Origin of the sequence: Pseudobacillus sp. 179-B 2D1 NHS (genome assembly GCF_045370945.1) — a bacterium.
Classification (GTDB): domain Bacteria; phylum Bacillota; class Bacilli; order Bacillales; family Domibacillaceae; genus Pseudobacillus.
The window spans coordinates 1-13,787 of sequence record NZ_JBIQDP010000047.1 but is presented as its reverse complement, the minus strand read 5'-3'; the positions used below and the strand labels follow the sequence as shown (position 1 = coordinate 13,787).

Annotated in this window: 16 protein-coding genes and 1 pseudogene; all 17 read left to right on the top strand. The window is 34.3% G+C overall.

The window, feature by feature from the left end:
• The first annotated feature begins 212 nt into the window (after positions 1 to 212).
• Complete coding sequence (locus tag ACH0BF_RS24355) at positions 213 to 554, top strand: hypothetical protein (protein WP_340856680.1); 342 nt, start codon at positions 213 to 215, stop codon at positions 552 to 554.
• Positions 529 to 972, top strand: a complete 444-nt coding sequence (locus ACH0BF_RS24350; protein ID WP_340856678.1) for a hypothetical protein — start codon at positions 529 to 531, stop codon at positions 970 to 972. Before ACH0BF_RS24355 ends, ACH0BF_RS24350 begins: the two co-directional genes overlap by 26 nt.
• Positions 969 to 2,198 carry a MobP2 family relaxase gene (gene mobP2, locus ACH0BF_RS24345; protein ID WP_340856676.1) on the top strand — a complete coding sequence of 410 codons (1,230 nt, stop codon included), beginning with the start codon at positions 969 to 971 and terminating at the stop codon, positions 2,196 to 2,198. The genes ACH0BF_RS24350 and mobP2 overlap by 4 nt, the downstream gene beginning before the upstream one ends.
• A 35-nt stretch (positions 2,199 to 2,233) precedes the next feature.
• Entirely contained in the window at positions 2,234 to 2,401 is a 168-nt protein-coding gene (locus ACH0BF_RS24340) for a hypothetical protein (RefSeq protein ID WP_406910466.1), read from the top strand.
• Positions 2,398 to 4,524, top strand: a complete 2,127-nt coding sequence (locus ACH0BF_RS24335) for a type IA DNA topoisomerase (protein ID WP_406910465.1) — start codon at positions 2,398 to 2,400, stop codon at positions 4,522 to 4,524. Before ACH0BF_RS24340 ends, ACH0BF_RS24335 begins: the two co-directional genes overlap by 4 nt.
• A gap of 165 nt (positions 4,525 to 4,689) precedes the next feature.
• Complete coding sequence (locus tag ACH0BF_RS24330) at positions 4,690 to 4,959, top strand: hypothetical protein (RefSeq protein ID WP_340856671.1); 270 nt, start codon at positions 4,690 to 4,692, stop codon at positions 4,957 to 4,959.
• A 13-nt stretch (positions 4,960 to 4,972) separates the two neighbouring features.
• Positions 4,973 to 5,242, top strand: coding sequence for a hypothetical protein (locus ACH0BF_RS24325; RefSeq protein WP_406910464.1), 270 nt, complete (start codon positions 4,973 to 4,975; stop codon positions 5,240 to 5,242).
• Between the two features lie 23 nt (positions 5,243 to 5,265).
• The gene (locus ACH0BF_RS24320; RefSeq protein WP_406910463.1) at positions 5,266 to 6,816 is read left to right on the top strand and encodes an LPD25 domain-containing protein; all 1,551 of its coding nucleotides are present in this window, start codon (positions 5,266 to 5,268) and stop codon (positions 6,814 to 6,816) included.
• A gap of 566 nt (positions 6,817 to 7,382) precedes the next feature.
• Positions 7,383 to 7,892: a MepB family protein gene (locus ACH0BF_RS24315; protein ID WP_340856666.1), complete on the top strand. Its 510-nt coding sequence runs from the start codon at positions 7,383 to 7,385 to the stop codon at positions 7,890 to 7,892.
• A 582-nt stretch (positions 7,893 to 8,474) separates the two neighbouring features.
• A pseudogene (locus ACH0BF_RS24310) lies at positions 8,475 to 8,693 on the top strand (TetR/AcrR family transcriptional regulator); the annotation flags it as partial.
• Positions 8,694 to 8,790: 97 nt separating this feature from the next.
• Positions 8,791 to 9,480 carry an alpha/beta fold hydrolase gene (locus ACH0BF_RS24305; RefSeq protein WP_340856665.1) on the top strand — a complete coding sequence of 230 codons (690 nt, stop codon included), beginning with the start codon at positions 8,791 to 8,793 and terminating at the stop codon, positions 9,478 to 9,480.
• 348 nt (positions 9,481 to 9,828) lie between these two features.
• A complete protein-coding gene (locus tag ACH0BF_RS24300) occupies positions 9,829 to 10,161 on the top strand; it encodes a hypothetical protein (RefSeq protein WP_340856663.1) in 333 nt (110 codons plus the stop codon).
• A gap of 974 nt (positions 10,162 to 11,135) precedes the next feature.
• Positions 11,136 to 11,351 carry a hypothetical protein gene (locus tag ACH0BF_RS24295; RefSeq protein ID WP_406910462.1) on the top strand — a complete coding sequence of 72 codons (216 nt, stop codon included), beginning with the start codon at positions 11,136 to 11,138 and terminating at the stop codon, positions 11,349 to 11,351.
• 83 nt (positions 11,352 to 11,434) lie between these two features.
• A complete protein-coding gene (locus ACH0BF_RS24290) occupies positions 11,435 to 12,148 on the top strand; it encodes an LCP family protein (protein WP_406910461.1) in 714 nt (237 codons plus the stop codon).
• Positions 12,141 to 12,401, top strand: coding sequence for a hypothetical protein (locus ACH0BF_RS24285; protein WP_340856657.1), 261 nt, complete (start codon positions 12,141 to 12,143; stop codon positions 12,399 to 12,401). Before ACH0BF_RS24290 ends, ACH0BF_RS24285 begins: the two co-directional genes overlap by 8 nt.
• Before the next feature lie 11 nt (positions 12,402 to 12,412).
• Positions 12,413 to 12,613, top strand: a complete 201-nt coding sequence (locus ACH0BF_RS24280; RefSeq protein ID WP_340856655.1) for a hypothetical protein — start codon at positions 12,413 to 12,415, stop codon at positions 12,611 to 12,613.
• Positions 12,614 to 13,418: 805 nt separating this feature from the next.
• Positions 13,419 to 13,571 (top strand): hypothetical protein, encoded by a 153-nt coding sequence (locus ACH0BF_RS24275; protein WP_406910460.1) that lies wholly within the window; start codon positions 13,419 to 13,421, stop codon positions 13,569 to 13,571.
• The last annotated feature ends 216 nt before the right edge of the window (positions 13,572 to 13,787 follow it).

The window sequence follows — 13,787 nt, the reverse complement described above, 5'->3', positions numbered from 1 at the left end:
TTTTTGTGACCCCATTGAAAAGTTAGGCTCTGCCTAACCCCACACGTTAAGTGGGGGCATTTTTCCCTTATGCTCTTTGCTGTACTTCCAGCAGTTCCGTAGTCACGGAATTGCTGGCAAAAGAGACATGCTAAACACCTGCATGTCTCTTTCTCTTTCTAAAAACATTTTGTCGTTTTTAGAGTAATGGAACATATAAATGGGGTGATTTTTTGGACATTAAAATTCGCAAGATCGACGTAGCAGCGGTTAAAAAAATTGATCAAATGGCAAAGAAAAAGAATTTGTCACGTAATGAATTTTTAAAAATTCATCTTGAAAAGTTGGCTTATATTGATCCGTTTATCCAAGAAAGAAATCAAATAGAAGAGTCCATTCATCATTTTATTGCTGTATTGGGAAGAGTGACCGATATGGTAAAAGAAAATAATGAAGAAGTAAAAAAGTTAAAGACCCTTTTCTTAATGATGATGGATACAGAAGAGAGCGAGGTAGATCAATTTATGAATATTTTTGGAGGGGGTTCAAGTGAGCCAGATAAAAAAAACCTTTAGGTTTAATAAAAGAACAGTTGATAAAATTTTAACATTGGCCAACGAAAAAAATATATCACAAACAAGTGCTATTGAGTTAGCAATGGATAGATATTTTGAAGATCGTCATGAAGAAAGAATATCATTAATTGAATCAATAGATAGTTTGGTTGAGCGACATCTTGAAGAGAAATTAACACCGTTAAAGAATGACTTAAATCGAGTACGGATCGCTGCCAACATCATTGATAAGCATGTGCAAATGATCTTGGAGTTTTGGAATCATTACTTTGTTATTCATGAATTTAAAGCGTTAGGAACAACGGAAAAACTCAAAACAAATGAGCTTCAGGAAGCAGAAGAGTTAATTATGAAACGTATTGCTCACAACCGTCAACGTAAACTTGACTCTGAAACTAAAAGGAAAAAAGCTGAATGAGTAAGTCGCCGGGAGTTGTTTTAAAGAGCAAATTCGTTATGCCTAGTTCCAGTGAATATAATAATTACGTAGAATATATGGATCGTGACGATGTTAAAAAAGGAATTAATATTGATAGAGATTCAAACAACATGAACGACTTTCAGGTTTATCATTCTTATATAAATTACATGAGTGATGAAGAGAAAGAAGGATCTCTATTTACCAATACTATTGATGAATTGAATTTAAAACAAAAAAAAGAATTGAAAGAAATATTCCATGTTGCTCAAAAAAATGGATCTCCTCTTTGGCAAGATGTTATAAGTTTTGATAACGAATGGCTGAAGAAACAAAAGTTATATGATCCAAAAACGAGAGCACTTGATGAAATCAAAATAAAGAATGTAGTACGTGAAGCTGTTAAGGAAATGTTAAAGGCAGAAGATATGGAGGACTCGGCTATTTGGTCGGCAGCCATTCATTATAATACTGATAACATTCATGTCCATGTTGCAACCGTTGAACCAATCCCAACAAGAAAAAAGAAAAGAATCTTTGATAAAGAAAAAAAAGAATGGACGGAACAGTACAGGGCTAAAAGAAAACAGGGCACATTGGATAAGATGAAATCTAAAGTTGCTAATACAATTTTAGACCGAACAAAAGAAAGAAATCGGATCAATGAGTTAATTCGAGGATCAGTTTCAACCAAGAAAAATATAGACTTATCAACGTATAGAAAAACAAAAAATTTGTTCCAAAAAACTATAAAAAAACTTCCAGAAGATAGAGGGAAATGGCAGTATGGTTATCATGCTATTAATGAAGCTCGTCCTTACATTGATGAGATCGTGGACACCTACTTAAACACTCATCACCGAAAAGAAATGAAAGAACTGCACCAATTATTAGATGATGAAGTGCGTGTAATGAAAGAGCTATATGGTGAAGGAAGTAATTATGAAAGGTACAAAGAAACAAAAATTAACGATTTAAAAAAACGCATGGGTAATGCGGTACTTTTAGAGATGAAAGTATATGACAAGAGAGAGAAATGGCTTAGAGAAAAGGAATTAAAAAATCCTGTTCACTCCTACACAAAAAGCCGAGCTTGGAAACAAAGATCTTCCTTAGATTCTGCCATACGGAATCTGCAATTTAGATTAAGAAAAACCTATCATGAGTATCAAAAGGATCGAAATCTTGAAGAGTTTGATCGTACACTTGATGGTTATGAACGATGATTTAATCGTTCATTTTTTTATTTTGGAGGGGTTTTATGTCAAAGAAGTTGGTGCGTAACTATGTTGAAAACAATGGTTATTTATATTTAGGAGAAGGATATGGACTTATATTTTATACAAATGGTAAAGGACATATTTGGGGAGTGAATAGCCATACCATTTGTCAAACTTTCTCTAAAAAAAGAAGGGAGAAACTGAAATGAATACTACTGTTATTTTAGCAGAGAAGCCAAGTCAAGGGGCTGCCTATGCTGAAGCATTTCAAAAAGTAAAACGAGCAGACGGGTATTTTCAAGTTGAAGATAACCGTTTTTTTGATGGCCAAGCATTTATTACTTGGGGATTTGGCCATTTAGTAGAGTTAGTACAACCTGAAGCGTATAAGGATGAGTGGAAAGTTTGGGATATGAAATTTTTGCCGATACTCCCAAACACATTTAAATTTCAAGTGGCTAAGGATAAGAAAAAACAGTTTCAAGTTGTGAAGAATTTATTGAAACAAGCTAATGAAATTGTTGTGGCTACAGATTGTGATCGTGAGGGAGAGAACATTGCTAGAAGCATTATTGAAATGGCCGGGGTAAGTAATAAGCCAACAAAAAGACTATGGATTAATTCATTAGAAGTAGAGGAAGTACAAAAAGGGTTTCATCAATTAAAAGAAGGTGATTTGTATTTGTCTCTATATTTAGAAGCACAGGCCAGACAATTTAGCGATTGGTTAGTGGGTATAAATGCGTCACGCTTCTATACTTTAATGTTGCGGCAAAAAGGGTTACAAGATGTATTTAGTGTGGGTCGTGTACAATCACCGACACTTTATTTAATTTACCAAAGACAACGGGAAATTGAACATTTCAAGCCTCAACCATTTTATGAATATTTGGGCGATGTTCATGTAAAAGAAGGACAATTTGAAGCAAAGCATAAAGAACGCTTTTCGTCTAAAGAGGAAGCTTATTCTAATTTAAAAAAGCATGGGGTTAGTGAAGGAGAAAATCAAGGAGTCATCCAAAAATTAGAACAAACGTTAAAGGCAACAAAGTCACCCAAGCTTCATTCGCTTTCAACACTACAAGGAAAAGCAAATAAATTATGGAAGTATAGCCCTTCAACCGTTTTAAAAATCGTCCAAGCCCTTTATGAAAAAAAACTGATTACGTATCCACGAACAGATACACAGTACATTACAGAAAATGAATTTGTCTACCTCAAAGAAAACTTAACTAGTTATTTATCTTGTCTAGGTGTAGAGATAGCTGTCGCCTTTCCTGAACCTCAGAAACGGTTTGTCGATGGCCAAAAAGTTCAAGAACACTATGCGATAGTACCAACGAAGCAAATTGCTCAACTGGATAAATTGTCAGAAGAAGAGCGAAACATTTATCAGGAAATTGTTCTTACCACATTATCAATGTTTGCGCCCGATTATGAGTATGAAGAAACAGTGGTAGAAGTGAATGTGAATGGGCTTCTTTTTGAAAGGAAAGGAAAAGTTGAAAAATTAAAAGGGTGGAAAACTTTATTTGAAATATACGAAAAACCAAGTGAAGAAACAGAAAAACCTTCTGTTTTGCCGGTTATCACTGAAGGTGAAGCTTGTCTTGTGCATGTGAAATTAAAAGAGGGAATCACCCAAGCTCCTAAGCCTTATACTGAGGGGCAACTTATTCAGGTTATGAAGCGAGCTGGTAAAGATATTGAGGACGAAGCAGCTAAAGAGACGTTAAAAGAAACTGAAGGAATCGGCACAGAGGCAACCAGGGCTGGCATTATCGAAACACTAAAAGGACAAAAATATATTGAGGTTAAACGGAATATCGTATCTGTTACACCAAAAGGAAAAATTCTTTGTGAGGCAGTTGAAGGTACATTATTAGCCAGTCCTGAAATGACAGCCAAATGGGAACAATACTTGCGGAAAATTGGAAAGGGAGAAGGAACACAAGCAGCCTTCCTACAAAAAATTCAACAGTTTCTTCATTCTCTTATTTGTGAAGCACCGAAACAGATGGATCAACTTGATAAATCTGTTAAACAAATAAAACAAGAATCAAGTATAGGGGTATGCCCTGTTTGTGATAAAGGGAATATTCATGATAAAGGGAAGTTTTATGGATGCCATAGGTATCGAGAGGGGTGCAAGTTTTCTCTTCCAAAAACATACTGTGATAAAACATTGAGTGTAACAAACATTAAGAAGCTAATCAATGGTCAAAAGACTGGCTTAATCAAAGGGTTTAAGAGTACCAAAGGTCGCTCTTTTGATGCCTATTTGCGGATTCAGGATGGGAAATTATCGTTTGAGTTTCCAAATAAAAAATAATTACTTAATTTCTTAGAGACTTTGAACCCTTGTTTTCAAGGTCTTTTTTATTTTAAAAATACATTGAAGGAGGTGAATAACTTGTTGGTAGAAGCAACAAATGTATTTGAATGGCTGTTTCCATTAGTAATCTTTTTCTAAATATCATAGTGGGGGGAATTATTAGTGAAGAAGGAATTAGCTTTTACTATTGTTCAATCTAGATGGGGAGAGAATTTTAAGTTTGATATGGAAGATAGTCATGCCATGTATTTTAAATCTTCAACAGAGGAAATGAAAGTGCGAGGATGTGATGAAGGTACTCACATCATTTTAGAGAGCCGAGATATTGGTAAGGAAGATTGGGAATGCATTGACTATTTATCGGAAGAAGACGTTAAAGAAATAGTAAAGTCCAGAGAAGTACGTAATAAACAAAATGAATATGAGCGTTAAAAATGGAGGCGAAATGATGAATATTTCCGTTTTGTGCAATGGGAAAACAGAACAAGTTTCATTGGGGTTAGTCAAAGAATTAACGGATACATCTATTACTTTAGCTATCGGTGAAGAAGAGATTCTTATACAAGAATCTCTTCAAACGTTAAGTCGTGTAAAGGAAATAATCAAGGATCAACCTACTGCGCTTATCCCGGTTCAAATGGAAGAAAGAAAAATCCTTTTGGATGCTAAAGTGCCTGAAGATCAATTACTTATTGAATTACGAGGGATTGAATAAACTGAAGGAAAGGGATTTTAATTATGGCCAAAGTATATAAGAAAAAAACATGGGAAGAAAAAAAGCAAGAGATCCAAGATCTAACTAGTGAAATGGAGAAAAAGATTCCTTCTTACTTTAAAAGTCCAGAAAGTATTAAAGAGTATTTAAGTTTTATGGCTAAGTTTCATCAATACTCTACCAACAATAGTATGTTAATAGATAGTCAATTTATGGGAGCCAAAGCAGTCGGCTCCTTTAAATTTTGGAAAGAAAAAGGGTTCTCGGTCAAAAAAGGAGAGAAGGGAATCAAAATTATTGTTCCTAAAGTGACTACCTATTTCAAACGAGGAGATCAAGAAGTCCAATTAAAATATGCGAATAAAGATGAGAAAGAAAAGATAAAAAAGCAGCAAATAGAAACTTATACTCGTACCTATTTTGATATTGGGCATGTATTTGATGTTTCACAGACCGATGCCACAGCCAAAGACTTGCCTTCTATTTTTCCGAATCGTTGGTTAGAGGGAACGGTAGATAACTATAAGACGGTATATAAAGCATTGGAGAAAGTAGCTGAAGTAAATGGCATTAAAATTGTAGAGCCGTATAACGAATTGGGAGCTGCTAAAGGAGTTAGTTACAGAAAATTGAAAGAAGTCGCTCTTAATCCCCGGAACAGTGAGCTTCAAAATATAAAAACGTTAGTTCATGAATTGGCTCATGCTGTGCTGCATACAGAAGAAACTCATAATCAATATACAACGCAAGAAAAAGAGTTTCAGGCTGAAATGGTTGCTTATACGGTGTCTAGTTATTTTGGATTGGACACTACAGAATATTCTTTGCCTTACCTCAATCATTGGACGAATGGTAAAGAATTGAAAGACCAGGAGCGATTGCTACGGGAAGTAAGGGAAACGGCTCATGATTTTATCTCAATTATTGAAAATGAGTTAGTGAAAGAACGGGAATTTGAGGCAAGTAAAGAGCAATCTAATGACAAGAAGTTTTTGCTTGTCCATTATCAGCATTTATCTTTAACAGAAGAGAGCTATATCACCCTAGAGCAACTAAAAGCAATGGTACAAGAGAAAGATCCTAATCAACTTGCTAAGATGAAGGAATTGAGCGATTCAGCATTTTTAAAAGAGTTCAATGAGTATTTCAAACGACGGTATGCAGTCATTGATCCTCAACTGATTGAAAGACCGCACGTTTTAATTCAATGGTCTGAATTAGAGGAATTAACTTCTAATGAATTAATACCATTTGGAGAAGCAAATTGGAGAATGGAAATGTTGGAAGAAAAGTATTACTCGGAAATTTGGTATGGCAAGACACGCTATCATGTTCTTATGCCAGAAGAGTCCGGGCAGATTAATGTGATTAACATGGATCGTTTAGATATAGGAGATGGCGATTATGTTAATCCACATCATCAAATACGAAAGGAAAAAAATCTTGATCAAGAACAGTTGAAGTTGTTGGAAAAGGACATAATAGATTATTTATTTGAAAGAGAGAGTAAAGAAAATTCTAGTGTGCTAAGAAGAGATAATAAAGTTAAAGTGCTAGAAGCATTAGAACGTTAAATCATTAAAAGTGGTATTGCTATTCATTGTTACTTAGTGAATTAAGAGTCAATAGCAATTAAAAGAAAGTCATATCAATTTTCTAACTAGTAACAACAGAATTTATTAAAGATCCACTGACACAATTACATATTTATACTAGTGTAATTGTGTTGGTGTTTTTGTTTAATAGGTGAAGATGCTATTTCTAAAATATTATCTTATTGACTTTGAAGCTCACTCCAAAACCACCGTCCGAGGGAGGGGGAGCGGTTATGGCAGAGCAGCCAAGGGATACGCCAAGCTCTCATATTGAGGGAGAAAAGACTAATTCAGGGGTGTAGACCTCTCTATTCCTTCCAAGACGATAGAAGAGCAATTAAAGGGGAATTGGCAACACAGTATTAAATCAAAAAGATAATGTCGTTATTGTGCCTTTGAAAAAAAGCTTGATAATTTATAATAAAGATTGATCATTCGAATAAAGTTCAAATAATTTATAAAGAGGTTTGATACAATTACGGTGACTAAAGGATTGTGGTAATTCCACAATCGGTCCATTTTGTTTGATATTTAGGAGTGAAGAAATGAATGACTTTTTTACAGCATTAACTTATGTAAATAAAATGTTTTATGAGCCGAATCACTTAACCGTGAAGTCAATTCAAGAAGAGAAGCAAAATTCTAAGTATGGTGCTGGCACATTTCAATTATCCTCTAAAACAGTTCGATTCAGAGTTGCGAATATAACCCCTAACAAAGTAGGGCAGTTTGTTGCATTTTGGGAAAAAGACGAAAGTAATAAAAATCAACCCTACTTATATGAGGAAGCCCCTGATTTATTAATTATAACTACCTTTAAAAACCAAAATGAGTTTGGTCAATTTGTTTTTCCAAAAGAAATTCTTTTAAAACAGAATATTCTTAGGTCTACTTCAACAAAGGGCAAGATGGCAATAAGAGTTTATCCTAGCTGGGATAGTCCGAGTAGTAATCAAGCGATGAAAACCCAAAAATGGCAGTTACCCTATTTTGTTGACGTGTGTAATCCGAATAAATTATCCTTAGAAAAAATAATAGAACTCTATTCTTTTTAACCTCTGCAATTAGGCGCGTTTATTGAAGGTCATAGCCATAAAATGATGAAACTTTTTTAAAATACGTTGATTGAATTGAATATAGAAAAAGCGTATTTTGATCAATCTTTTTTCAAAACACGCTCTTTCTATTTGTTCTTTTATCAATGTTTATTAAGTATAGGTTTAAAATAAAGTTTAACCATTTGTAATAAAGTTGCACCGTTTTGAAAAAAGTTCAACCGTTCTATATATGGATTTTTGATATTTAAGGGTTTTTCTTATTAAGCACTCGGTCCATTTTGCGCAATAGAAATAATATCTTAGATCATTCAAAATTAAATTACGTTTTATATTGACTAAACGTTCATTCAATAATAAAATAAAACAGAATATTCAGTTAATAAATAGAGGATTGCATTGGATTTACATTTCGAGATAAATGGAAATGTAAATCCTGTTGTTCTTATTCATAGTGGTGGAGCTAATTTAAGGCGATGGACATTTTGTATCTCTTTTGTCTAAGAATTGCAAAGTGATTGCTCACTGGTTTTGAAGGTTTATATCAAGAAATCACTATTTTTATGGAGGGGTGAAGTTAAAATGCTACGTACACCCGAAGAGAATGACTGTATTCGCCAAGCATCCAAAGAAAACATTCTAGCTGCAGCTATGGAGTTATTTATGAAACAAGGATATTACGCTACTTCTATAAGCGGTATTGCCAAACAAGCGGGCATTTCGAAAGGGTTACTCTATAACTATTACAAAGGAAAAGAAGAGCTGCTTGCTGAAATGGTCGAGGCCAGAATCAGAGATCTACGGTTTAAAAGGGGCATATCTCGAATAAATTTTGGTAGCATGGGCTTTAGGTAAATCGGGTTTCAAATGACGAAACCACATTAGGAGATGATCGGAGATGGAAACACGTGTGAATCAAATTGAATTGAATGGCCTTACTTTTCAATATCGCGAGAGTGGGGAACCTTCTGCACCGCCGCTTATTGCACTTCACGCGCTGGGAAAAAGTGCAGAATCATGGGATCAAGTGGCTGTTGCATTAGGAGAAAGATACCGAGTTTTAGCTTTAGATCAACGGGGTCACGGTGGGAGTGCAAGAACCGGCACATACACTTTTGAACTGATGTGCGATGACTTGTTTCATTTTGCAAATGCTATGAACTTGGAACGATTTACGCTACTTGGCCATTCCATGGGGGGAACAGTAGCCTATCTTTTCTCGGAAACATTTCCGTCAAGGATAGAAAGGTTGATTGTTGAAGACACTCCACCTCCTTTTCCGGATAAGCCGATCGAAGTTCCTTCCAAACCTTCTGATCTCCTACCGTTTGATTGGCTAGTTGTGCCTTCGATTTTACGTCAACTTAATGAACCCAATCCCGAATGGTGGCTGCGTCTTAACGACATAATCATGCCGTCTCTTATTATAGGAGGTGAAGCCAGTCATATTCCTCAAAATAAATTGCAGGAAGTTTCTGAGCTTATTCCGAATTGCCAATTGGTGACGATAGGTAAGGCTAGTCATTTTGTACATGATGACAATTTACCAGCCTTCTTGGCTGCTGTAAAAAGATTTCTCAATTTTTGAGTTTCTGAAAGCTTTCATGGTTACCCTAATTCATATTAAACAAATGGGCGCGATTGCGGAAATTCATATCTATAAAATGATCAAACCTTTTTATAAAAATTGTATAATTGTTCACATAGAAAGAACTCGTTCCGATCAATCTTTTTTCAAAACGGGTTCTTTCTATTTGCTGCAATATGCAGGTTCAAATGACGTTTTTGATCAAACTTTATTTCAAAGCAACAATTAATAAGTAATAAACAAAAAAATAAAAAATAGTGGTTTACAAATAAGGGTTAAATTCCTTTTTAATAGAGGAACAAGATAAACGCGGTAATTGTTCAAAATTAAAAAAGGAGAGATTCAGATATGGCTACTAAAAGAGTTATTAACAAAAAAACAAAATGTTTTACAGGTACTAATATTGCAACCTATGTAAACAAGAAGAGAGGAACTAATTTTACAAATTTAACTCAAGCTATTACGAGGATTGGTTTGTCGGCTATTGTTATTGCAGCTACCGGCCCAATTTCAGCAGCCCTTGCGAATGTCTTGTATGTAAGCGGTCTTAGTATCTCTGTTGGTTCACTCATTTCTTTAATTGAAGGCGATTTTGACACAAAGAAACTCCAAACAACAATCCTTAATGAAACTTCTAAGAAGGGTGGAGCTTTACAGGTTACTACTGAATTGTCTGCATGATTATCTGGAAGTGGAAACCACACGGGATATGTTACATCTACAAGCTATAAGCGAGTAACTAAATGCTAATTAACGGTAAACAGCCCTCTATAGATAGTAGAGGGCTGTTTATGTCTGTTTACTTTGTTGAGGGCTCGAAAACTGTTTAAAGAGAAGGTAAAAAAACAGTAAGATGATAAGGGACATATAAAGGATAAGGTAACTAAATGTGTTGCTAAATTTAAAAAGAATGAGTGCAGACCAAACAATTCCAAACAAGTAGAAAGCAATATTTATTGTCTTGTTTCCTTTTTCAGTATTTTTAAAACGAAAGAAGCTATAAACCCCACTAACTAATACAAGAATATCAAAGTAAATGATAAAACTTCTGAACCGTGAGATTTGACTCCATTCACTTAATGTACTTTGTGAACTCCAAACAAAAGGGATCTGAAACAGGAAAAAAAATATTATTAGGGTTGCTGGGAGTAAAAATTGTCTATTGACCATTTTATTCCTCCTTTCCTTATAATCAAATTATAACCTTTTGTATCCAAAAATTAAAAATATTAACAAATTCCCTTTAACTAAGCAACATGATTACACATTAACACGGTTTTGCATGTGTTGATGTGTAACTTTATATTTCGTTTTATTAGTTTCATAAGTAAACACCCATTGGCTTTATGACTACTAGTCATTTAATATTTATTTAATGACTATTAGTCATAAAAGGCAATCAAGTGGGTGGGATTTTATGGTTCAAACAGAAATCTTCGAGTATCTTGAATTAACTTATGAAGTTGCGCTTTACGACAAAGATTGAAAGCAGCGGTTATTTTGGTGTAAATCGACAGAAGAACAAGATTCTATAAGTAAGACTAGAGAGGAATACGATTAATGCAAAATTATAGATGTTAGTGTTTCGTCTAGGACTTTTGATGAGATAGAACGCTTAACCTAAGAAAGAGTATTAAACATGGGAGAAAAAATGAGTGGTATTAAAAATACATCCAAATAAAAAAAGAAAATGGACTAAACGAAAAACACGAACTGTACTTTTTATTTCTTTTTCTCTTATATGTCTTTTAGCAGGAACAGCAGCATATGGAGTCATCATATACAAAAAAGCTGAAACTGTGCTTGTAGAATCATATAAAGACGAAGGAAGAAAAAATCAGTTTTACGAAAGGAAGAGGTTCATCCTTTAAAAGACAGTATATCTATTTTGTTTATCGGTGTTGATGAAAGCTAAGTTCGTATAAAGGAAAATAAGTCCCGTTCCGATTCTTTGATGCTCGCTACCTTAAATGTAAAAGAAAAAACTATAAAACTAGTTAGTATTCCTCGTGACTCTTATGTGAATATTCCTGAAGTGGGTTACATGACAAAAATTAATCATGCCCATGCTTACGGTGGGGCAAAAGCAATTATTGAAACCGTCGAAGAGTTAATGCAGATCCCGGTTGATTACTATGTACGTGTAAACTTTTATGCGTTTATGGATATTGTTGATGCTGTAGGCGGCATTGAGACGAATGTTCCTTATGAACTATCGGAGAAAGATTCAAATGATCGCCATGATGCCATTCATCTTAAACCAGGATTACAGAAGTTGAATGGTGAGGAAGCATTGGCCTTAGCCCGAACAAGACATGCTGATAGTGATATTGAACGGGGTAAGCGTCAACAAGAACTTCTAAAAGCTATTGTTAACAAAGCCCTGTCTTTTCAGTCTATTTCTAACTATGATGAAATTCTCAAAGCGGTCGGAACTAACATGGAAACTAGCATGACGTTTGATGAAATACAGTCATTAATAAAATACGGGAGATCCGGGAACGTAGAGTTCGAACAATTATCTTTAAAAGGTATAGATGGCCGTATGGATAATGGACCTTATATTTATCTATTGGACGAGACAAGCCTTGAAGATGTAAAAAGCAAACTTGCAAGTCATTTGTGGCTAACTGTGAAGCAAAACAAGAAGGAGATAGAGAATGGATGAATTTATACTAGAATATTTGTTCATATTACCTTTGCTCAGTTTTTTGCTTTTAGTGTTAGGAGCAATTTTATTCGCTTCAATGATAAAGGAGGGTAGTGAATATGCTTTTTGGTATCTAGGTGGTTTTCTGATTCTCACTTTCGCTTTATTCTTTACGTGGTTTGTTATAGCAAATGCTAAACATTTGATTGAAAAAAAGAAGCTATTTATGAGCAGACAGAAGCTAGTGTTTTGGATCTTTCAAACTAAATAAGGAGTAGAGGAATGATCAATGCATTACAAGATACATTATTACTAATATGGCAACAAGCAAAGCCAATGCTTTTAGTTGTATTAATTATAAGTATCCCTGCATTTGTTTATGTTATTTATGCTAGACAAGTGAAATTAATTGGGTTTGTGCTTATAGGAGTATATATCGGACTATTGATAGCTCTTTTTGTTGAAGTATTGAAGATGCTGTAGTTTAAGTTATAAAAACAATCGGGATCTCTCAAAGTAATTAAAAGAGGAGGCATTAAATGTTTAGAGAGTCAAGAGAGCCTACTTTATTTTCTTTTTATTAATTCTTTTAGGTATCATTTTTACGATATTTGAAAAGATGGGTTTATAGAATGATAACACAATAACACTTTTACTCTAGTGTAATTGTGTTGTTTGGTTTCGTATAAGCAATTATCCTTATAACAGGATAGCTGTAATTGTTAGAGTCTAAGAAGGGAGTGTATTATTATTTTTATAATTGGCTTTATTATCCTTTACATTTTCTTATTAACGATTCGACACATTTTTATTCAACTGAAACGAGCTAATCAGTTATATAAGTGCCAAAAATCCGAATGTAAGAAGTATTTCAGGAGATACCAAATTGAAACAGCTTTATTATCGGCCGATACTTGCCCTCACTGTAAAATGAGGAATGAAAATACTACTGCTATTTCTAAAAAAGAAGAGTACCCGTGGATGAAGACATTAAAGGATGCTCCAAGACTAACATTTTCGCAATATGTATCTTACAAAAGAATGGTATTTAAAAACGATCGTAAAAGAAAAAGAAGTTGATATTTAAAGAGAAGTGTCAGCCGCACTTCTTTTTTTAAAAATTTTTTATCTAAATATAACACAATTACACATATGAATATGTGTAATTGTGTTATATTTTTGTTAAAGTTTAGGAAAAAGTGTGTTATAATAGAGTTGCAACTACATACTGTTGGGGTGGGGTTGTCACACTTCTTTTCGTTATTTTAACGGAAAGGAGGTGATACCAATGGAACATTTCTTCGATATTGCAAAATCAGTTTTATCCGGGATTGTAAGAGAACTTTCAGCTTATATATTCCGAAAAACGATTTTAAAAGATAAAGAAGAATCCACCCCTTGCCGTGGAAAGCAGAAAAAGGGTGGATCGCATAAAAAGTAACTTTTTAATGTGACAACATCCGCCCTAACGGCAATGTTGCCAAAAGAGGAGTGTTACCAGCACTTCTCTTTTGTTTTATTTTATACCTAAATTATACCCAATATACATAATATAATCAAACTTCATTTATCAGCTATAGTGGATTGTCAACACTAAATCAGACAGCCTTTTTAAGGGACGATCGTTTGTATTCAATCGGGCTTACATAGCCTAGTG

Coding starts and splice junctions, on each gene's coding strand:
- mobP2 (WP_340856676.1), top strand. CDS start 969: ATGAGTAAGTCGCCGGGAGTTGTTTTAAAGAGCAAATTCGTTATGCCT.
- ACH0BF_RS24340 (WP_406910466.1), top strand. CDS start 2,234: ATGTCAAAGAAGTTGGTGCGTAACTATGTTGAAAACAATGGTTATTTA.
- ACH0BF_RS24335 (WP_406910465.1), top strand. CDS start 2,398: ATGAATACTACTGTTATTTTAGCAGAGAAGCCAAGTCAAGGGGCTGCC.
- ACH0BF_RS24325 (WP_406910464.1), top strand. CDS start 4,973: ATGATGAATATTTCCGTTTTGTGCAATGGGAAAACAGAACAAGTTTCA.
- ACH0BF_RS24320 (WP_406910463.1), top strand. CDS start 5,266: ATGGCCAAAGTATATAAGAAAAAAACATGGGAAGAAAAAAAGCAAGAG.
- ACH0BF_RS24315 (WP_340856666.1), top strand. CDS start 7,383: ATGAATGACTTTTTTACAGCATTAACTTATGTAAATAAAATGTTTTAT.
- ACH0BF_RS24305 (WP_340856665.1), top strand. CDS start 8,791: ATGGAAACACGTGTGAATCAAATTGAATTGAATGGCCTTACTTTTCAA.
- ACH0BF_RS24300 (WP_340856663.1), top strand. CDS start 9,829: ATGGCTACTAAAAGAGTTATTAACAAAAAAACAAAATGTTTTACAGGT.
- ACH0BF_RS24290 (WP_406910461.1), top strand. CDS start 11,435: ATGCTCGCTACCTTAAATGTAAAAGAAAAAACTATAAAACTAGTTAGT.
- ACH0BF_RS24285 (WP_340856657.1), top strand. CDS start 12,141: ATGGATGAATTTATACTAGAATATTTGTTCATATTACCTTTGCTCAGT.
- ACH0BF_RS24280 (WP_340856655.1), top strand. CDS start 12,413: ATGATCAATGCATTACAAGATACATTATTACTAATATGGCAACAAGCA.
- ACH0BF_RS24275 (WP_406910460.1), top strand. CDS start 13,419: ATGGAACATTTCTTCGATATTGCAAAATCAGTTTTATCCGGGATTGTA.